This window comes from Clostridium aceticum, from assembly GCF_001042715.1.
Taxonomy (GTDB): domain Bacteria; phylum Bacillota; class Clostridia; order Peptostreptococcales; family Natronincolaceae; genus Andreesenella; species Andreesenella acetica.
The window spans coordinates 1,692,852-1,712,581 of sequence record NZ_CP009687.1 but is presented as its reverse complement, the minus strand read 5'-3'; the positions used below and the strand labels follow the sequence as shown (position 1 = coordinate 1,712,581).

The 19,730-nt window shown below is 35.2% G+C and carries 23 protein-coding genes; 1 reads left to right on the top strand and 22 read right to left on the bottom strand.

The window, feature by feature from the left end:
• Nucleotides 1-198: 198 nt before the first annotated feature.
• The 20 genes from CACET_RS08025 to CACET_RS07930 all read right to left on the bottom strand — a co-directional run bounded on the left by CACET_RS08025 (nt 199) and on the right by CACET_RS07930 (nt 16,834).
• On the bottom strand, nt 199-2,985 hold the full coding sequence (locus CACET_RS08025) for a penicillin-binding transpeptidase domain-containing protein (RefSeq protein WP_242846887.1): 2,787 nt from the start codon (nt 2,983-2,985) through the stop codon (nt 199-201).
• 17 nt (nt 2,986-3,002) lie between these two features.
• Entirely contained in the window at nt 3,003-3,482 is a 480-nt protein-coding gene (gene mreD / locus CACET_RS21295; RefSeq protein ID WP_278287103.1) for a rod shape-determining protein MreD, read from the bottom strand.
• Between the two features lie 32 nt (nt 3,483-3,514).
• Nucleotides 3,515-4,345, bottom strand: a complete 831-nt coding sequence (gene mreC, locus CACET_RS08015; protein ID WP_052661264.1) for a rod shape-determining protein MreC — start codon at nt 4,343-4,345, stop codon at nt 3,515-3,517.
• 14 nt (nt 4,346-4,359) lie between these two features.
• On the bottom strand, nt 4,360-5,382 hold the full coding sequence (locus CACET_RS08010; RefSeq protein ID WP_044823825.1) for a rod shape-determining protein: 1,023 nt from the start codon (nt 5,380-5,382) through the stop codon (nt 4,360-4,362).
• Between the two features lie 28 nt (nt 5,383-5,410).
• Nucleotides 5,411-6,100: a RadC family protein gene (radC, locus tag CACET_RS08005; protein ID WP_044823824.1), complete on the bottom strand. Its 690-nt coding sequence runs from the start codon at nt 6,098-6,100 to the stop codon at nt 5,411-5,413.
• Nucleotides 6,101-6,202: 102 nt separating this feature from the next.
• Nucleotides 6,203-6,781, bottom strand: a complete 579-nt coding sequence (locus CACET_RS08000) for a nucleoside triphosphate pyrophosphatase (RefSeq protein ID WP_044823823.1) — start codon at nt 6,779-6,781, stop codon at nt 6,203-6,205.
• Between the two features lie 8 nt (nt 6,782-6,789).
• Complete coding sequence (locus CACET_RS07995; RefSeq protein WP_044823822.1) at nt 6,790-7,038, bottom strand: DUF4321 domain-containing protein; 249 nt, start codon at nt 7,036-7,038, stop codon at nt 6,790-6,792.
• Between the two features lie 39 nt (nt 7,039-7,077).
• Nucleotides 7,078-7,581: a Gx transporter family protein gene (locus CACET_RS07990; RefSeq protein WP_044823821.1), complete on the bottom strand. Its 504-nt coding sequence runs from the start codon at nt 7,579-7,581 to the stop codon at nt 7,078-7,080.
• Between the two features lie 388 nt (nt 7,582-7,969).
• Nucleotides 7,970-8,956 (bottom strand): RnfABCDGE type electron transport complex subunit B, encoded by a 987-nt coding sequence (locus CACET_RS07985; RefSeq protein WP_044823820.1) that lies wholly within the window; start codon nt 8,954-8,956, stop codon nt 7,970-7,972.
• 12 nt (nt 8,957-8,968) lie between these two features.
• A complete protein-coding gene (gene rsxA / locus CACET_RS07980; RefSeq protein WP_044824081.1) occupies nt 8,969-9,544 on the bottom strand; it encodes an electron transport complex subunit RsxA in 576 nt (191 codons plus the stop codon).
• Nucleotides 9,545-9,563: 19 nt separating this feature from the next.
• The gene (gene rsxE / locus CACET_RS07975) at nt 9,564-10,166 is read right to left on the bottom strand and encodes an electron transport complex subunit RsxE (protein ID WP_082058124.1); all 603 of its coding nucleotides are present in this window, start codon (nt 10,164-10,166) and stop codon (nt 9,564-9,566) included.
• 20 nt (nt 10,167-10,186) lie between these two features.
• A complete protein-coding gene (locus CACET_RS07970; protein WP_044823819.1) occupies nt 10,187-10,756 on the bottom strand; it encodes an RnfABCDGE type electron transport complex subunit G in 570 nt (189 codons plus the stop codon).
• 3 nt (nt 10,757-10,759) lie between these two features.
• Nucleotides 10,760-11,704, bottom strand: a complete 945-nt coding sequence (locus tag CACET_RS07965; protein ID WP_044823818.1) for an RnfABCDGE type electron transport complex subunit D — start codon at nt 11,702-11,704, stop codon at nt 10,760-10,762.
• Between the two features lie 29 nt (nt 11,705-11,733).
• Nucleotides 11,734-13,071 (bottom strand): electron transport complex subunit RsxC, encoded by a 1,338-nt coding sequence (rsxC, locus tag CACET_RS07960; RefSeq protein WP_044823817.1) that lies wholly within the window; start codon nt 13,069-13,071, stop codon nt 11,734-11,736.
• 370 nt (nt 13,072-13,441) lie between these two features.
• Nucleotides 13,442-13,987 (bottom strand): ATP-binding protein, encoded by a 546-nt coding sequence (locus tag CACET_RS07955; RefSeq protein ID WP_044823816.1) that lies wholly within the window; start codon nt 13,985-13,987, stop codon nt 13,442-13,444.
• A 22-nt stretch (nt 13,988-14,009) separates the two neighbouring features.
• The gene (locus CACET_RS07950) at nt 14,010-14,723 is read right to left on the bottom strand and encodes a PHP domain-containing protein (protein ID WP_052661263.1); all 714 of its coding nucleotides are present in this window, start codon (nt 14,721-14,723) and stop codon (nt 14,010-14,012) included.
• Nucleotides 14,723-15,064: a DRTGG domain-containing protein gene (locus CACET_RS07945; RefSeq protein ID WP_052661262.1), complete on the bottom strand. Its 342-nt coding sequence runs from the start codon at nt 15,062-15,064 to the stop codon at nt 14,723-14,725. Before CACET_RS07945 ends, CACET_RS07950 begins: the two co-directional genes overlap by 1 nt.
• Before the next feature lie 18 nt (nt 15,065-15,082).
• Complete coding sequence (locus CACET_RS07940; RefSeq protein ID WP_044823814.1) at nt 15,083-15,517, bottom strand: ATP-binding protein; 435 nt, start codon at nt 15,515-15,517, stop codon at nt 15,083-15,085.
• 29 nt (nt 15,518-15,546) lie between these two features.
• On the bottom strand, nt 15,547-15,903 hold the full coding sequence (locus CACET_RS07935; RefSeq protein ID WP_044823813.1) for a DRTGG domain-containing protein: 357 nt from the start codon (nt 15,901-15,903) through the stop codon (nt 15,547-15,549).
• Between the two features lie 22 nt (nt 15,904-15,925).
• Nucleotides 15,926-16,834 carry a hypothetical protein gene (locus CACET_RS07930; protein ID WP_044823812.1) on the bottom strand — a complete coding sequence of 303 codons (909 nt, stop codon included), beginning with the start codon at nt 16,832-16,834 and terminating at the stop codon, nt 15,926-15,928.
• A 277-nt stretch (nt 16,835-17,111) separates the two neighbouring features.
• On the opposite strand from CACET_RS07930, the gene CACET_RS07925 reads away from it, so the two are divergent.
• On the top strand, nt 17,112-17,648 hold the full coding sequence (locus tag CACET_RS07925; protein WP_044823811.1) for a lytic transglycosylase domain-containing protein: 537 nt from the start codon (nt 17,112-17,114) through the stop codon (nt 17,646-17,648).
• A 121-nt stretch (nt 17,649-17,769) separates the two neighbouring features.
• Here CACET_RS07925 and CACET_RS07920 read toward each other — a convergent pair whose 3' ends face one another.
• Both CACET_RS07920 and CACET_RS07915 read right to left on the bottom strand, forming a co-directional pair.
• The gene (locus CACET_RS07920; protein ID WP_052661261.1) at nt 17,770-18,888 is read right to left on the bottom strand and encodes a C40 family peptidase; all 1,119 of its coding nucleotides are present in this window, start codon (nt 18,886-18,888) and stop codon (nt 17,770-17,772) included.
• A gap of 381 nt (nt 18,889-19,269) precedes the next feature.
• Nucleotides 19,270-19,722 carry an S-ribosylhomocysteine lyase gene (locus tag CACET_RS07915; RefSeq protein WP_341412307.1) on the bottom strand — a complete coding sequence of 151 codons (453 nt, stop codon included), beginning with the start codon at nt 19,720-19,722 and terminating at the stop codon, nt 19,270-19,272.
• Nucleotides 19,723-19,730 lie beyond the last annotated feature (8 nt).

Sequence of the window (19,730 nt, the reverse complement as noted above, 5' to 3'; positions counted from 1 at the left end):
GTGAATTAAATAGTCTAGCTAGATTGTTTGAATTGTATATTGTATCACTATAGTATGATTCTCCAAATATAGCATAAATCCTTCTTAATATTAATAAAAAAACACAATGACTATAGTACTAAAAACGACAGAAAACCATGATTTGCTACAGCAATCCATATAAAGACCTGTTTCTATGTACTTAAAAACAGGTTAACTTTATCTAGTTAACCTGTTCTCAATAATACTCCCATCATTCTCCACCACTGTATTCAAGCCCATATATTCTGCAACAATTTCTCTAAATATCGGTGCACCATATCCTCCTGATCCCCCTTGAAAAATCAACACGGAGATTGCTATCTGAGGATCTTCATAAGGTGCGAAACCTGTAAACCATGAGTAGTTGTCATAATCGTCTTTAAATTGATCTAAATTTGCTCTTGGGTTTAAAGTTCTAATGGCTTCCCTCATGGCAAAACCTTTGTCTTGATACCTAGGATTATCTTTATTTTCCTCCATCAACTGTGCAGTAACCTCCTCCACAGCAGCTTCTGTTACACCAAAAGATCTTAAATGCCGCTTCAGATACTCCACCTCATCTATTGGTGGTATTTTTCCTTCTCTTTGAGCTGTACCAGTTTTTGCAGCTACCTTGATAGGAAAGTTTCTAAAGTAATTTCTGGCTGTACCAGTTTCGTTTACTAAATACATACCATAATTAATTTCATCCAAATTATTATAGTCTCTTAACTGTATACGCTCTACCAGTTCTGGTGGATATTCCACTGTATTTGTTCCATCATAACTTTGAGTTTTTCTTATTAAGCTCAAATTATATCTATATCCACCATTTGCCAGTATTGCCATATAGTTTGTCATCTGTAGAGGGGTATAGGAATGTTCCCCCTGGCCTATAGAAAAGTTCATGGTATCCGCTACACTCCATCGTGCTTGGTTAAAGTAACTGTATTTTGCAATATCTGTATAAATTCCTGCTTTATCTTCGCTGATGCCTAATTCTATCATTCTATTGTACATAACAGATCTCGATGGATTTTCTTCAGCCCAGCTTACAATTTCTTCTATAATTTCTGTTAATACCTCTGGTGTCCTGTCTAGCCTTGTTTCGTCTAAATCTTCTAGTTTCATTTGCCGCCTCAAATGATTTCTCAGCATGGCTTTAACAGTTCTTGTCTTATTTTCCACACTGGGAACTCCTCCAGATCGTTCTCTAGGTACATCTATTTCTATACCAGTTCTATCATTAAGTCCAAATCTCTTTGTATAGTCTGTCAGAATATCCATATTCATCTGTATTGGAAGGGGTCTGCCGGCACCATAATCATAGCCGTTGGCTACGGAGTAAAAGTAATAGTTATTGGAGTCAGCAATAGCTTGATGTAGATTTTGGTGTCCCATAGTTGATCTACTTTGATTCCACAGCCAGTTACCAAAACTATGTCCTCCTACCTGAATAAATCCTCTATCCAAGATCTTATACTCAGGACTCAAACCTTGTTCTATACCAGCTAACCCTACAATCATTTTAAAGGTAGAACCTGGTTGTATGGCTGTACTTGTTGCAATGTTTTGCAAAGGTCTTGGAGCCAACGGATCTCTCTCGTTTTCTGGCATAAGTCTTTGCCAATCGGCACTACTTATTCCAGTAGCAAATAAGTTTGGGTCATAGGCGGGATAGTTAGCTATTGCCAGTACCTCTCCCGTCTTTACATCTGTCACCACAACAGAACCTGAGGTTGCATTCTTCATCACGCCACTTCTACCCATCAAACGCTCGCTTCCCCAACGAGTTGTATAGGTTCCCCCTACCTGAAGGGTTTTTAATACTGCTTCTAAGGTTTCCTCCGTTACTCGCTGTAAGTTGGCATCAATAGTCAAGTGTACCGCATCACCCGGCACAGGCTCTTCCCTTTCTAATACACTAATTAGTCTTCCTACAGAGTCAACAATCACTCGTTGTGAGCCGTCTGCCCCCTTTAACGTCTCCTCAAAACTATGCTCTATGCCTGACTTCCCAATAATATCAGTGGGCAAATATCCTAATTCTCTTATGAATCTGTCAATCTCACTCTGTTGAGATATTTTCCCCAAATATCCCAAAGTGTGGGCAGCAAGCTGTCCCTCTGGATAATATCTTATTGGCTCTACAGCTATATTTACCCCTGGAAGATTAATAATATTTTCTTCAATCTCCGTCACCGATGCTTCAGAAATATCCTGTGCTATTCGAACTGGTTGGTATTGTAAATACCCCTGTCTTCTTAACTGTTCCCTCACAAGCATAATTTTTCTAGCGTCGATATCGGAATAGTCTTCTGGTATTCTATAAGTTCTAGTTCTTAGTAGTTGAAAAGCCTCCTCAGCCGTTGTCTCTACATCTCTTATGTTGTAACTTTCCAGCCATTGTTCTTTTCTCATTTCCTCAGTAAATTTCCAAGTTCTAATAGATATTGGAACACTTAGATTAGGAATTTTTATAAATTCTTGTTGTACCTCTATTGGGTCTGTTTCTGCTATATTATAACGTCTTCTTAAAATTTCAAAGGCATCTCTAGCATCATCTACATCGATAAGATCGTTTCTTTCTTTCCATGCTTGAAGTTCTAAATCATAGGTGAATACATATTCTCCTTCTTCTGTAAAAATAATAGGAAATTCATCATTGTACTTATCTTCATTCTTCTCTAATATATTTATTATGCTGAGGGATACTTCGTTTATTTTCTCATCTACCACTTCATTTTTCATCATCTGCACAGTAAAGCTTGGACGATTTCCCGCAAGTAACCTTCCATACCTATCACGGATTTCTCCCCTAGCCCCTGGAAGTGGTATTGTCTTGAAAATTCTGTTTTCCGCCTGTTCTCGATATTGTTCTCCTTGCACAATCATAATGGTTGCCAATCTAAATAAAATAACAACAAAAACAAGGGAGAATATCAATAGCGTTACATTATATCTGTTTTCCAGTTTATTAAACATCATATCTCATCACCATTCTAATATCTAGTTTTCTTTGTTTTGAAAATTTTTGATACATAAAAATAGACCAAAAGAGAAAAAATAGAATTATATATTATTTCTACAATAAACATATTTCTGAAAATGCTAAAAAATTGTAAATTATAGCCTAAAAAGTAAACAAGAAGGAGTCCTACAATATAATAAAATATAGTGGCTAAAGATGTAAAAACAAAAGGAATCGCTAGGTTTTCTTTAAATATATTTTTGTTTATTAGGTTAATAAAATAACCTATTAACATATAAATTAAAGCGTTTATTCCTATCATTTTTCCAAAGATAATATCTTGAAGTATCCCAATAGTGCCTCCTATCAAAGCGCCTCGGTTCTTTTTGCTGTTAATAGAAAAACATACTACCAATATAAGACTAGTATTTGGTATGACATTGTAAATACTTATATATGGCAATAGTGCCGGCTGCAAAACGATATTTATCATTATAATCAAACTAATCATGAGTGTTTTCAATTTCGTTTAGCCCCTTTTTTCTATATATTTGGCGTCATAACCAATACTTTATTCATCTTTCTAAAGTTTACAGCAGGCTCTACTGTGATGGTTTTTAACAATTGATCACTAGACTTTGATACCTCTACAACTTCCCCGATAAGAATTCCTCTAGGATAAATCCCTAACCCAGAAGTTACTAGTCTATCTCCTATCACTACTTCTGCCATTGGATCAAACAAATATCCTGATAATTCATTTGTGATACTACCAGATACAATTCCCTGATAAGTTCTATCTCTTAGAACTTGAAAGCTTACTGAACTATTATTATCAACAATAGAGATAACCTTCGCCCAATTTCCTCCCACTTCATAAACTCTTCCCACTAATCCATTAGAAGCCAAGACAATACTATCTTTTGAAATACCTCGGTTACTTCCTACATCTATGGTAAATACCTCGAACCAGTTACTTGGAGATTTACCTATTACATTTGCAGCAATTGGCTGAAGTTCTACCTCCTCTTCTATATGGTTAAGAGCATAGTTTAAACCTCTTAACTCCTCTAGTTCGTCCCGGGTCAATCTTGTCTCAATAAGCTGCTCCTGCAAACCTGCTATTTCTGCCTTAAGTTCTTGATTTTCTCTATCAATCCTCCGAAACTGAAAGATTGATGCAAGACCATCACCAACAGTAGTTGTACCTGTATAGGTTACTCTTTGAATAGGACTTATCAGGTTTCCAATCCAAGATTCCACAGTGGTTACACCTTCTCTTTGCCTAGAAGTCATCCCTATAATGATAATGAGAATGATAGCGACAATTGTCACTATCATTATAGGCTTATCTTTCATGCTTCTTTTTCCCATATTCCTCACCATCTTTATCTCAATTTTCTTTTTGTAGCTCTGTAACTATCAATATCCTCTATCATTCTACCTGTTCCTAAAGCCACACAGTCCAATGGTTCTTCAGCAATTTGTACAGGCATACCAGTTTCTTTCCTAACCAATTCATCTAGTCCTGCTAGTAGTGCACCTCCACCTGTCAGCATGATACCCATCTCCATAATATCCGCAGCTAGTTCCGGTGGCGTTTTTTCTAATGTATATTTAATAGCATCAACTACTTGGCTAACAGGTTCCTTTAATGCCTCCAATATTTCTTTAGAAGAAATCTCCAGTGTTTTAGGCAACCCTGAAACTAAATCTCTACCACGGATTAACATTTTTTCTTCTATTTCCCTTGGATAAGCGGAACCAATAGTTATTTTCACTTCCTCAGCAGTTCTTTCACCAATCATCAGATTATACTGACGTTTAATATATTGTACAATAGCCTCATCAAGCTCATCCCCACCAACTCTGATGGATTTAGCTGTAACAATTCCTCCTAAAGAGATAATAGCTACTTCCGTAGTACCGCCTCCTATATCTACTACCATACTTCCAGTTGGTTCCTCTACAGGAAGTCCTGCACCAAAAGCTGCTGCCATTGGCTCTTCGATCAGATAGGCTTCTCTAGCCCCAGCTTGAAGGGCGGCTTCTTCTACAGCTCTTTTCTCTACTTCAGTTACACCAGATGGCACACAAACCACTACTCTAGGAGAAATCAATGTTTTTCTAGAATAAACTTTCCTTATAAAGTATTTTAACATATTTTGCGTAATATCGAAGTCAGCAATTACACCATCCTTCATAGGCCTTATTGCTATAATGTTTCCCGGTGTTCTTCCTATCATTCTTTTTGCTTCTTCCCCCACCGCTAAAACGGTTTTTGTATCACTCTGAATAGCCACAACCGAGGGTTCTCTTAAAACGATACCCTTTCCCTTCACATATACTAGTGTATTGGCGGTTCCTAAATCTATACCCATATCTCTAGAAAACAACTTGAAAATTCCCATTAGTACTGCTCCTTCCTTTAAATATACATTACATCATATTTTTTTCTTTTAAACTAATATAAACATTATCGCCTATAATGATATGATCTAAAATTTCGATTCCTATTAGTTTTCCAGCCTCCACCAAGCGGTTTGTTATGTTTATATCTTCTTTACTTGGTTGTGGATCACCACTGGGATGGTTATGTACCAAAATCATCGAAGCACTACTACGTTTAATAGCCCTCACGAATACTTCCCTTGGATGCACGATAGAAGCATTTAGACTTCCAATAGAAATGTTCTCCACAGCAATCAGCTCGTTCTTTGTATTTAAAAGTATAATATTAAAGAATTCTTTTTTTAAATACCTCATTTCTTCCATAAGCAAGTGGGTCACATCATCAGGACCCTTTATTCTATAATTATTTGCTTTTGTAGTCAAAGCTATACGCTTTCCAAGTTCTACTGCAGCAATTATTTGCGTCGCTTTTGCTAAACCAACACCTTTTATTTGTATTAATTCTTCTATGGTACAATCTGTAAAAAAACGTAATCCTTCTTTTGTTGAAGATAAAATGCTATTTGCTAAACCAATAGCCGACATTTCCTTAAATCCCGTTGAAAGCAAAATAGCCAAAAGTTCTGCATTTGATAAAGTATTTACACCATAAGTTACCATTTTTTCTCTTGGTCTTTCATATTCCGGCATCTCTTTAATCGTAGTATAAATATTCATTTTATTCACCTCAACACTTCTTATGCCAAAGATTTACCCAGGCATTACTTTAATAATAAAGTCCTTCCCAAGAAGATTTAGGTTAAAATTCATAGATAGTACCTATAGAAAACTCATATTAAAATAACGATGCATTATCTTTCCTAACTTAAATACAGGTAAGCCCACAACGTTATAATAATCTCCCTCTATTTTTTTAACAAACAAAGATGCCTTACCTTGGATACCGTATGCACCAGCTTTATCCATAGGTTCTCCAGTCTCTACATACTTTTTTATTTCTTCATCATTAATTTCTCTAAAATGTACCTTTGTCACTTCATAATCCGTCACTTGTTGTTGATGATAACAGTCTATTATAGCAATACCAGTAACTACCTCATGAGTTCTTCCTGATAAGCTTCTTAACATTCCATAAGCTTCCTCAGAGTTTTGTGGTTTTCCGAGAATTTTATCAAGAATAACAATAGTATCTGCACCTATAACAATTGCTGGATCTGTTATATTTTCTGAAACACTTTTAGCCTTCTGATAAGCTAAATTACAAGCTACTCTATAGGGTTCTATATTATAGTTTACTTTTTCTTCTATATCGCTTGTAATAATACTAAACTTGAGTCCTAAATTTTCTAAAATTTCTTTTCGCCTAGGAGAATTTGAAGCTAATATAAGTTTATACATACAATCACCTACAATTTATTAAATATTAATACCGCCAATAGTAATCCCAGTAGGCTGGCTACATTTATATTCATTAGCAAAGTAAGCCTAAGATAAATAACGCCTAAATCTAATTCAAGGTCATTTAAGCCTAAAGGTTGTGGACCATAAGACAATATAGGTAAAGTATTCCCCAATGAAGAGCCAATTAAGCTACCTAATACAACACCAGTAACAATTAACAGTATCAATGTTAAAGGATTTCGATATTTACTCATATTTTTCCCCCTCTTATCCTAAGCAAAAACATCATCCTATTAAAGATGTACTTTTATTTTCTTTAGTGTGAGATTTGCTGTAAGTCCTATAAAGATTCCTGTAAAAATACTGGCAAACATCATAATCGGTAAATAAACATAAATCCTTATATTGTTAATAATGATGGCGGCAACAGTCAACTGAGCTATATTATGACCTATAGCTCCAAAAATACTGACCCCTATTAAACTAAAATACTTTTTAAAAAGCTTATACACTACCCACATCATCAACGTGCTGACAACAGCACCCGCCATACTATATATCATAGAAGTAACAGCCCCAGATGCCATTCCAGCAATGAAGGCTCTTAGCAAGTTAACTATAAGTGCATATTTAATTCCATAAATCACCAACGTAATCAATCCAATGATATTGGCTAAACCTAGCTTTGCTCCTGGAGCAATCCCTACAAATGGATTAGGAATAAAACCTTCCATTATGTGAAGAGCCAATCCTAATGAAACTAACATTGATAAGTATACTAGTTTTTTAGTATTCATTTATAATCACACCTTCTATAGATTCTGAAAACAAAATCGTTAAATTAGCCCATTAAAAGTTTATCACTAAAGAGTTGAAGTTACAAGTAGAAAAAAAATGATATTTATAAGAACAAGTCTTTTCTTAAAGTCTAAATTCTATTCTCACAAACCTTAAATAGTAAATTATTAGCGTTAACTTAAGCCATAATTTGTCATCCTGAGTGGAGCAAAGCGGAATCGAAGGATCTTAGTGTTAGTAAAATCCTTGGCTACTCCAAGATCCTTCGCTACCCTCAGGATGACAGTTTAAGAGAAGTTTGATGATAATTGTATTAAGTTAACGCCTATGATAGGAAATTGTGCAACTAAAAAACTGACCCTCTAGCAATTGCTAGAGGGTTATAAATTAATTCATTGTGATGGACTTTTTAGGACATTTGGCTTCACAAACACCGCATCCTATGCATTTGTCAGCTAAAATCTTGTGTTTACCTTTTAATTCTCCTTCAATGGCTTCAACAGGACATTGCTTTTTACAAATAGTACACCCTATACAAGTTTCATCATTTATAACAGCTTTTTTTCTCTTTTCAAGATCCCCTTCAATTGCCTTGGTTGGACATTTTTCTACACACACAAAACACTGGGTACACTTTTCATAGTTGATGAAAGCTAAATTGTTTTTAAAGTCAATAGCATCAAATGGACATGCTTTTACACATAATTGACAAGCAATACATGCGACTTCACATTTTTTTCTTACTACTTTGCCAGATTCCTTGTTGTTGCATGTAATAACAACTGTTTGGTCAAAAGGAACCATGTCAATGACATCCTTTGGACATACTTCAATACATTTACCACATGCAGTACATTTTTCTGGAATAATTTTAGCAATTCTTCCGTCAACGATTTCTATTGCATCGAACTGACAGGCTTTTACACAGGTTCCAAAACCTAAACAGGAATAGTTGCAGGATTTGTCTCCCCCTCCACCTACCATAGATGCAGCTATACAATCATTGATACCATGATAATTAAATTTATCTTTGCACTTTTCAGTATTACCGTTACAAATAACCTTCGCCACTTTTCTAGCAGATGTGCTTACTTCTACTCCCATGATCTCTGCTATAGCTTTAGCACAATCAGGACCTCCTACAGGACATGCGTCTACAGGTAATGCTCCTTCTGCCACTGCCTTTGCAAAACTATCACACCCTGGCACACCACAACCTCCACAGTTGGCACCAGGTAAAATATCTCTAATAGCAACTGCTCTTTCATCTATAGGAACAGCAAATTTTTGTGAAGCATAAGCTAGTCCTGCTCCAAAAACTAAACCTAAACCACCTAAACTAACAATAGGATAAATAATGCTTTGAAAATTCATATGACCCCTCCTTTACACAAGTCCAGCAAATCCCATGAAGGCTAACGACATCAGACTTGCAGTAATAAGTGCAACCGGAAATCCTTTAAAAGCCTTAGGAACATGAGCCAACTCTAATCTTTCGCGAATTGCAGCAAATAAGACAATTGCTAGAGAAAAGCCTATCGCTGCTCCTACACCATGTAACACTGTCTCAAATAAATTATACTGAAGCTGAATATTTAAGATAGCAACCCCTAACACCGCACAGTTTGTAGTGATCAGTGGAAGGAATACTCCTAATGACTGATACAGTGTAGGACTACTTTTTTGAATAATCATTTCAACTAATTGTACCAAAGATGCAATAACTAAGATAAAAGCTATTGTCTGCATATATTGTATCTCTAAAGGTACTAAAATTAATCTTTCTACTAAATAGGTAATTAAAGAAGCTAAGGCCATAACAAATGTAACTGCTGCTCCCATGCCTACAGCTGTTTCAACCTGTTTTGAAACCCCTAAAAATGGACATATCCCTAAGAACCTTGATAATACAAAGTTGTTTACTAAAATCGAACTTACAAGAATAACAAACAGTGATGAAATTGACAACTCCTACACCCCCCTATAATTCATTTAAGTCTTTTGAACCAATTTTATTGATTAAGGCTAATAACAAACCTAATGCCAAAAACGCTCCTGGTGGCATTGTCATAAATCTTGCTGGTTCAAAACTAGCACCCATAATAGCTCTTCCAAAGATTGTACCAGCGCCAGTAAGTTCTCTTACCATTCCAAGAATAACTAGTGCACCTGTAAAACCTAGACCCATACCCACACCATCTACAACAGAACCAGGTACAGAGCTTTTAGATGCAAAGGATTCCGCTCTTGCCAAAATTAAACAGTTTACAACAATTAGAGGAATAAATAAACCTAATGCAGCATTTAAAGCCGGCAAATATGCCCTCATCATCATACCTACCATGGTTACAAAAGTAGCAATAACTACAACAAAGGCTGGAATCCTAATTTTACTAGGAATGAAATTCCTTAATAGGGAAATAACCACATTTGAGCCAATCAATACTGCAGTAGTAGCTAGACCCATCCCCAAAGCATTTGATGCGGAATTTGTTACCGCCAGTGTCGGACACATACCCAACATTTGTACAAAAACTGGGTTATCATAAAACAAACCCTTCGTAAATATTCTATTTGCTTTCACAGCAATTCACCTCCGATAGTTTAGCGATTCTTCAACACTTCCTCAAATACACTACGTGCAGCATTTACACCATCTACAACCGCTTTAGAAGAAACGGTAGCACCTGAGATAGCTTCGATATATTCATCTCCAGCTTCTCCCCCCTTTGTGATGATAAATGCATCCTCTGTTCCTTTATCAAGAAATTGGTTAACGAAGGCAGCATCAGCAATCTTAGAACCCAATCCTGGTGTTTCACTGTGATCTCCTATTTTCACTCCAGTAATTCTACCTTCATCTGACATACCTACTAATAATTCTACTCTTCCACCATAACCTTGAGGAGCAACCTTTACAGCATATCCTACTGTAGTTCCCTCTTTGGTACCTTCATAAGCTTCTACGATGAGTTCATCAGTAAAAACGTTTTCATCTTCAATTCCCTGAAAGTCGTCGGCTTCTGGCAGTAAAGCCCCCATTGCTTCTATCGTTTCCTCCATAGCTCTCTGCTGAATAATTCCTTGTGTCATATCGTTAGTGTAACCCAACACTAGACCTGCTACAGCGGTAATAACCAGTAATATAATACCTAATTTAACTATTTCACGCATTGACTATTTCACCTCCCCAAATACTCTCGGGCTTGTATATCTATCTATTAATGGCGATGCTACGTTCATTAATAATATTGAAAAAGCCACACCTTCTGGATATGCTCCATATAGTCTTATAATTGAAGTTAATAATCCACATCCAAAAGCGAAAATCATTCTACCTCTTGGTGTTACAGGAGAAGAAGCATAATCGGTAGCCATATAAATAGCACCTAACATTAAACCACCTGAAAACACATGATATAACATATAGGTAGCATCAAATCCTCCAAATACTAAAGTTAAAACCCCTACTGTCCCTATATAAATCCCTGGTATTTTCCAAGAAATAACGCCCTTATAAATTAAGTAGGCTCCACCTAAAAGCAACAGTATAGCAGATGTTTCCCCCATACTTCCACCAGTGTTACCTATAATCGTATTTACCAGTGGTGGTGCACTGGCTGGTACTATGCCACCAGCTTCCTTAATTAGTGCCAGTGGTGTTGCAGTAGATACTGCATCCACGCCTGGTGTAATCCAAGCTGTCATACGATCTGTCCAAGATAGTGTCAAAAATATTCTTCCAGCTAATGCAGGATTCATAAAGTTATGACCTATTCCCCCAAATACTTGTTTTACAATAGCGATTGCAAAGAATGAACCAACAATTGGCATCCACCATGGTGCTGATGCAGGAATATTTAGTGCTAGTAATAAACCTGTAACAACTGCACTAAAATCATTTATCGTTATAGGACGTCCTAACCACTTCTGGATACCCGCCTCAGTAACAACAGCAGTTAGTACCGAAAGTAATATAAGCATAGCCGCATTTGTTCTAAAGTAATAGATTGCTGCTATGGTAGCTGGTAATAAAGCAATAACCACATCTAACATAATTCTTTGTGCTGTATCATCATCCAATATATGTGGTGAAGAAGATACAATTAACTTTTCATCCATGAATTTCCCTCCCTTTTCCTTGCCTTGCTTTAACTACTTTTCTTTTTTTGCTCTCTTTTTTTTGCGATAATTTGATTTTTTGCTACCCTTATGGATGGTAATAAAGGTCTTCTTGATGGACATACATATGAACAAGAACCGCACTCTATACAATCTAATGCTCGATACTTTTCTGCCTGCTCCATTCTATTACTTAATGAGTTTTCACTAATATACACTGGTTGAAGATTTGCTGGGCATATCTCAACACATCTACCACAGCGTATGCAGTTTATAGGATTTGGCAAGTTTGCCCCTTCTTTATCAAAAACTAAAACACCTGATGTTCCTTTCACAGCAGATACTTCATCTGTGTGCTGAGCGATACCCATCATAGGTCCTCCAAGGATCAGCTTTCCTGGTGTTGTTGCATAACCTCCACATTGATCAATCAATTCTTTAATAGGTGTACCTATTTTTACCATTAGATTTCTAGGTTTTTTTATTGCCTTTCCTGTTACAGTGGTAACTCTTTCTATTAAAGGCATTCCAGTTTTAATGCTTTTTGCTATCTGAGCTGCTGTTCCCACGTTACTTACAATAACCCCTACATCCATTGGAAGTCCTCCAGAAGGAACTTCTTTATTGGTTACAGCATAGATAAGTTGTTTTTCTCCACCTTGCGGGTACTTGGTTTGTAATGCTACTACTTTTATGTCAGACTCATTACTTATGGCCTTTAGCATTACTTCAATAGCGTCTGGTTTATTGTTTTCGATGCCTATATATCCTTTCTTCACACCTACTGCCTTCATCATAGCTTTTAAACCATAAACGATATCATCAGGTGTTTCTAACATGATACGATGATCCGCCGTTAGATAGGGTTCACACTCAGCACCATTTAATATAATGGTATCCACCTTTTTATCAGGCGGTGGAGATAGTTTTACATGGGTTGGAAAAGTAGCGCCACCCATACCTACTATACCAGCTTCCTTAATGATATTAATAATTTCTTTAGGTTGTAGCCCCGCGATGTCACCTTTTGGTTCTACAGAAGGGTCAATTTCATTTTTCCCATCTGATTCAATAATAACTGCTAATGCTTCGTTGCCTGTTACTATTGGCATGTCCATGATTGCCTTCACGGTTCCAGAAACACTGGCATGTACAGGTGATGAAACAAAACCCTGTGCCTCACCAACCTTCTGTCCAACCTTAACTGTGTCTCCTACCTTTACAGTAGGCTCACACGGTGCACCAATATGTTGTTGCATAGGTATTATCACCGTTTCAGGATCAACTGCTTTTTCAATCTTTAAATGCTCAGTTGATTCCTTAGCTTCTGGTGGATGAATACCTCCTCTAAAAGTTAAAGCCTTCATTTGATTTTCACCCCTTATTTAAATTTTAAAGAATAGCCAAATGAGATAATCATTCTTTACTAAGAATTCTTGTATACAGTATATTTAAAAGAAGTCAAAATTTTTTTGATTATTTTTAACTGTCATTATATTTGCTTCTATATACTGTATACATGGCTTCAGCCAAATATTACACTTTCTTACTTAGCCAATACGCGAAGGTTTATTCTATCCTCTGCAGCGCTGGTTTTTCTAAAAAAATTGACATTTTGCAAGATAACTTATCGTATATTGCAAAAAGTTGTTAATTAATTAATTATTATACTTATTATAGTATAACACCATTTATTATACAATAATTTTTTTGCAATTACCATCCAATTGGAAAAGTTTATAATTTAACAAGCTTTGCTATATTTTCCCTTATATACTCTCTTAACCACCTTATTACCTGCGGATCACTAATTGACATATCTTTAAGTATCTCCTTCACTTCCCTTGTGTCTATAGAAAACTTATCTAAATTATAATAATGGGTATAAATATAGTCAACTTCCTTTTCTGTCATTAATGAAGTGACAAACGTATCTTCTATATGACCTAAAGGTGCTCTATCGATATGACTATGTTTAAAAACAGTGTTTATGGTTGTACCTTTTCCTTTTAATGAATAAATCTTAAAACTACCGCCGCATTGCAATGCAGCAGCCTTGAATAAAGAAATACCCAATCCGATTTTTCTAGTAGTTCTTGTGGTATAAAAAGGATCTTCCACTTTTTTCATTGTGTCCTCATCCATTCCTATGCCATTGTCTTTAATTTCTATAGTAAATAGATCTTTTGCAATATCTTCCCATATAGTTATTTCTATTAAACTCGCTTCAGCTTTAACAGCGTTTTCCACAATATCTAATATGTGCAAAGCTAGCTCCCTCAAGTTTTTTCCTCCTAAATAATTTTTAAACTTCCCCTTTGAGTATCTTGAAAATTTCTTGGATACTCTTATCTTGTGTCTTTAGAAAAAAGCCTCCTTCTAGGATTTCTCCTAAATCATGAGCATCTGAACTGATGATTTTTTTATAATTCTTTAAATAGGGATGAAGTTTTTTCAGCTCAGAAAAGTTACAATTTTGTGTAACTTCAACTACCTTAAAGCCCAGTTCTGAATCAATAAAACCTAGATTCGAAAGAATACTAAAGCTATTTCGGTCAATGTGAGCTGGTATAGGTATACCTTTTAACTTTCTTATCTCTGAAACTGCTTCCTTCAAAGGTAAAGAAAGAGCGTTGATTAGTAAAGTGCTATATTCTTCAACAATGTTATCCTTTTCATCATAGATATATTGGTTACCAAATAATCTTGTATCATTTTTCACTCTTGGTAACGTATCATCTAATATAGTTTGAAATTCTTCTGCTTCTATAAGACTCTGGAAGAGTACAGTTAAGTGAACTTCTTCTTTTGTAGTAATTTCTACACCTGGAATACAAATAATGTTGTTATCTTCTCCTACCTTTATAAAGCTTGCTAGGTTTTTAGTACAGTTATGATCAGTGATGGCAACGGCTTCTATTCCTTTGAGCTGTGCCATACGGATAATATTATTAGGCGTCATATCATTGTCTGCACAAGGCGATAATCCACTATGAATATGCAAGTCTACTGTTACCATTATTTTCCCTCTAAAAATTTGTAAACTTGTACTGCTAATTTATAAGCATTTAGAGAGCTTCTCAATAGGGGAATACCCTCCTCATTTGCTTTATTGATTGTTGGTGCCTCTATGTCAGCGTTTTCCACCACAATTACACAGGAAACATCTCTTAGAGCTGCTACTGCAATCACATTAATATTTGTCTGTATTGTAATCCAAGCATCTTCAGAATCAATATGTGCCATTACCCAACTAAGTAAATCTCCAATGTATGCACCTTTTACCGCTTTTGTTATACTCTGTTGACCTGCTACCACTTCCAGCCCTAGTTTGTTACTTAGCTCTTCTACAGTAATCACTTGTTTACCCCCTTTTCTTTATTGATCTTCAAACCTATTATGAATAACGATCTGCAGTCTTGTATATTCTCCCAAAGAGGATTCAATTTTAAATTCATCACAACATCTCTTGATATTAGGCAGTCCCATTCCAGCACCAAAACCTAGCTTTCGAACCTGGTCGGAAGCTGTAGAATAACCTTCCTTCATAGCTAGTTCAATATCTGCGATCCCTGGCCCTCGATCCTCAACTAGAACTTCGACTTTTTCTGGACTGATATTGACTTCTATAAAGCCCCCTTCTGAGTGAATAATGAGATTCATTTCTGCTTCATAGGTGGCTATAGCAATTTTTCTAAGGGTTTTAGGCTCTATTCCCAACTGTCTTAGCACTTTTTTAATGCTGCTAGAAGCTTGTCCTGCCCTTTTAAAATCATCTTTTTCTACTAAATAATATAGTTTTATGATACTCACATCCTCCTACCCTAATTTTTAAGTAGTAACTAGTTATATTCAATGCTAGCACCTTCAAGACCTTCAGCGTATAAAATCCCCGAACTAACATATAAAGTATTTTTAGTTGACATAATAACAATCTCATGTTCTTCTGCCAGTTTAATAATTTCTTCTTCTGCTTTCTTACCTCTAACAAAAACTACCGCCACAATATCTACTATTTCCGCCGCCCGTATTGTATGAGAATTCACTAAACCTGTCAATAATAATGTTTTATCATCCAGAAAAGCTAATGCATCGCTCATTAAATCGCAGGCAAAAGCAGTATTAGCTTCTCTGTCTAGAAGGTTTTCTCCATATAAAATTTCTGCATTTAATAGCTGCTGAACTTCCTTTAATGTCATTTAATCACCTCCTGATATTTCATCATTTAATAGTTTCTAAAGTTCTGAATAAGCTATCTAAAAATAAACTATGTATCCTATAGGCATTTTCCTGATCTTCTAGCAGTTCTGTAGACTTTTTAATATTACCTTCTTGATGAAGAACCATTTTTTCAATAGCTTGCTTTTCCGGCAAACCTTCTGGCCAATCATCTGTATCTAACTTTTCTGATAGTTGTGTCATTAACTCCTGTTGTTCTTCCAATAAATCCCTATATTGGCTTAGTTTGCCTTCCCCTTTTATAAAATTATACCATTCTTTGGCCTGTTTATCTATGATTACAATTAAACTATTTAAATCTTTTATGATGTTTTCCCCTATGTTTTCATCAGTTTCAGAATAATTTATATTTTTTGCTGGTAAATGGATTTCACTGATATAGGCATCTGGATAAAATTCCCTAATAGCAGGCAACTGTTCTTCAATGTATTCTCTGTTGGTCAATCCTAATGTATAAATCTTGTAGGAATTCTCCATTCTATAGATTAAATGAGAGAGTTTTTTTTCATTTAGTTCTTCTACTAATCCTTCTATATTACTTGTACTAGATACGCTAGCTACTTGGATCATATAAATGGATAAGGGTAAAATTTCTGTATCCTCCAAGCCCTCTAATTGCATTATATTCTCCGTCTTTTCTATAGTCTCTGTGGTATCATCTTCTTTTCCGTCAACTTCATCAACTTCTGTTTCGTCATTATTATTAATAATATCAGACAATACTTCCTCCTCTAATATATTATCCGAATACAAAACAGGTATCATAATTCGCTCCGTTATACGAGACCCGATAAGTACTGCTATTACTGGTATAATAATTAAAAAAGTTAACATCCATAAGTAATTATGATTTCTCCTATTTCTCCTTACTTGCAATCGTCTTTTTCTCATAAAAAATACCTCCACATCTTAATATTATATTTCATCGTATTTCTTCATTTTTTCTAAAATTTAATATATTAAAAAACTACATTTGCAGCCCATGGTTTTGGGGCAAAATCATAGACTGTATATATTAAAATTTAGTTTTAAAAGCATATGTCTATAAACAAATCCCCTAGACTTTCTTATATAATTTCAATAAATCCTTCTGCTACTTATTGAATACTTGTCTTATTATATATATAATAAAGTTATATAAAATTATTCCATAATTGGAGTTGATCCCATGATAAAAAATTTTGTTAATGATATTTTTTCTCAGAAAATGCATGAGATTCAAAAACGTATTCCTGTTAACTTGAATTTTTCAACCCCCATCAATACTTCTTTTGGTAAAGTTTTAAGCAACGAGGTATCCAACTTGCAAAAACAAGACTTTCCTAAGGACTTTGATAAGTATATTGATGCAGCAGCACAAAAATATAACCTTTCTCCCGCCCTTATCAAATCTGTTATCAAGGCTGAGTCAAATTTTAATCCTAAGGCTCTTTCAAGGGCTGGTGCTCAGGGATTGATGCAGCTTATGCCTGCCACTGCTAGAGAACTTCAAGTGACAGATGTATGGAACCCTCAACAAAATATTGAAGGAGGAGCAAAATACTTAAGGCAGCTTTTAAATCAATTTGAGGGAAATTTACCTTTATCTTTAGCTGCCTACAATGCAGGTCCCGGTAATGTTAATCGTTATGGAGGTATACCACCTTTTGCAGAAACGCAAAATTATGTTAAATCTATATTAGAAAACCTTAGCGTTTATACTTAATATAATTAAATCTTTTAAATTTTAGTTAGTTGAAGACAGTTAGTTATCTTACTTAAAATTGTAAATTTAAAAAGTCCATAAAAAAATAAAAAATCAGGCTTAATATATAAGCCTGATTTTTTTATAATCTCGTTGCCGTTGAATATCTTCTTTTATAGTTTGCTTCGTCAAGGGAAGAAATAATTACTCCCATACTTCTTCCAGAAGAAGAGTGGATAAATTGATTATTCCCTATATAAATACCTACATGATTAATGGTACTACTTGTCCCATTATTGAAAAAGACTAAATCTCCTATCTGCAGCTGATTTCTACTAACCGATGTACCTACATTAGCTTGATCTCTTGAGGACCTTGGTAGATTAATACCTCTTTGATTTAAATAATCTTTATAGTAAGTATTTAATATGTAGAAAACAAACCCTGAACAATCAAAACTACTAGGTCCAGCAGTAGCATATCTATAAGGTGTTCCTAGATATTTTTCTGAAACACTTTTAATATTGCTTAAAGCGTGAGACCTTGTGCCAGAACGACTTACTGGTCTTGCAATATCAATCTGTAGTTCAATCGATTCACTGCTTATCCATCCTTCAGTAAAATCTCTAGTAACTACATTGTACCAACCACCTTCATAGCCTTTTATAAAAACAGTGTCGGTTTTGTTTAAAGTTACAATAATATTTGCCTGTAAGTTAGCCTCTTTTCTTAGCCTGCTGCTGTTTTCTAATACCTGTGCCTGTGGTAAATTAGGTACGACTACCACAAAATCACTATGTATAAAACCTTTTGGTCCCTGACTTAATTGTACTTGATACCATTCTTCTTCCTGACTCAAGATCGTTACTTCTGACCCACTAGATAATCGTGTAATAACGCTTCCCTCAAGAGAAGGTATGGATCTTACATTTAATGTACTGGCAGTAATGATGCCTTTCTTTAAAGAACTGCTTCCTTCACCATTTGTTACAATAAGGTCTTTATACATCCAACCTTCTGTTCCAGTATTTGGTGACTGAACACGATACCAATCTCCATTTCTTTCTTGCAGAGTTATTTGTGTTCCTAGAGAAAGTGTTTCGACTATATCACCATCAAAATTCGCAGTCCTTCTTAAAATTCCTTGATTAGCAACAATTGTAGCCTCATTTGCTTGTGCTGCTGCAAAAGGTGTCAATAACATAACAAATATCACCATGGATACTATCAGTAATCTGACCCTTATCTTTGGTACTTTCAAATAATTCACCACCTTAGATTGATAGATATTTAAATTCATAAGTTATTTAATTCTATTTTTTTGTAGAAATTCCTCTTTTTTTAGGTAAATTTTTCTTTAATAAAAAAAATACATAAAAAAAGTAATAATTTGGAATATAGATTTCTAAAGTAAACGTTGCTATTTGTATAAAAAGCACAATATGCTACAAGTAAGCAAGTTCAAACTTTAATTTTGATATACACGGTCTACGGTTTCGCCCCAAAACCGGGGGGCTGCAAATGTAGCCCTTAGTATATCAAAATTAAGTCCTGATGTTGTTTATCTATATTACTTTGTACAAATAAAAAACAAACCATACGGTTTTTGTATAAACATACCATATGATTTGTTTTTCTCTCTCTATTTTATATACTTATTTTCTAGCTTGGCTACTACCTCTTTTGCGTATTCTTTAGCACCAAACAAAGACATATCTCTATAGTTACCACACTGTATAGGGTTTACTGCTGGAATTTCATCTGAATTAATTACTTTTTTCAAAGCCTTTATCAGAGCTAATCCTACTTCCTCCTCTGATAAATCTCCTAGCTTAATCAGATAAAAACCTGTTCGACATCCCATAGGTGAAATATCGATAATATCTGATAGTTCTTCTCGAAGATAGCCTGCTAAAAGATGCTCTAGGGCGTGAATAGCACCGGTAGGCATAGCTTCTGCATTAGGCTGGGTAAATCTTAAGTCAAACTTTGCTATTGTATCACCCTTAGGTGTGGTAATATTACCACATTTTCTAACAAAAGGGGCTGTTACTTTTGTATGGTCCATTGTAAAGCTTTCTACTACGATTTTCAAAATATAAC

Coding starts and splice junctions, on each gene's coding strand:
- CACET_RS07935 (WP_044823813.1), bottom strand. CDS start 15,903: ATGACATTAAAGGAAGTTCAGCAGCTATTAAATGCAGAAATTTTATAT.
- CACET_RS07990 (WP_044823821.1), bottom strand. CDS start 7,581: ATGAATACTAAAAAACTAGTATACTTATCAATGTTAGTTTCATTAGGA.
- CACET_RS08000 (WP_044823823.1), bottom strand. CDS start 6,781: ATGTATAAACTTATATTAGCTTCAAATTCTCCTAGGCGAAAAGAAATT.
- CACET_RS07930 (WP_044823812.1), bottom strand. CDS start 16,834: ATGAGAAAAAGACGATTGCAAGTAAGGAGAAATAGGAGAAATCATAAT.
- CACET_RS08025 (WP_242846887.1), bottom strand. CDS start 2,985: ATGTTTAATAAACTGGAAAACAGATATAATGTAACGCTATTGATATTC.
- radC (WP_044823824.1), bottom strand. CDS start 6,100: ATGAATATTTATACTACGATTAAAGAGATGCCGGAATATGAAAGACCA.
- CACET_RS07965 (WP_044823818.1), bottom strand. CDS start 11,704: ATGGATGAAAAGTTAATTGTATCTTCTTCACCACATATATTGGATGAT.
- CACET_RS07925 (WP_044823811.1), top strand. CDS start 17,112: ATGATAAAAAATTTTGTTAATGATATTTTTTCTCAGAAAATGCATGAG.
- mreC (WP_052661264.1), bottom strand. CDS start 4,345: ATGGGAAAAAGAAGCATGAAAGATAAGCCTATAATGATAGTGACAATT.
- CACET_RS08010 (WP_044823825.1), bottom strand. CDS start 5,382: ATGGGAATTTTCAAGTTGTTTTCTAGAGATATGGGTATAGATTTAGGA.
- rsxC (WP_044823817.1), bottom strand. CDS start 13,071: ATGAAGGCTTTAACTTTTAGAGGAGGTATTCATCCACCAGAAGCTAAG.
- mreD (WP_278287103.1), bottom strand. CDS start 3,482: ATGATTAGTTTGATTATAATGATAAATATCGTTTTGCAGCCGGCACTA.
- CACET_RS07995 (WP_044823822.1), bottom strand. CDS start 7,038: ATGAGTAAATATCGAAATCCTTTAACATTGATACTGTTAATTGTTACT.
- CACET_RS07985 (WP_044823820.1), bottom strand. CDS start 8,956: ATGAATTTTCAAAGCATTATTTATCCTATTGTTAGTTTAGGTGGTTTA.
- CACET_RS07950 (WP_052661263.1), bottom strand. CDS start 14,723: ATGGTAACAGTAGACTTGCATATTCATAGTGGATTATCGCCTTGTGCA.
- CACET_RS07970 (WP_044823819.1), bottom strand. CDS start 10,756: ATGCGTGAAATAGTTAAATTAGGTATTATATTACTGGTTATTACCGCT.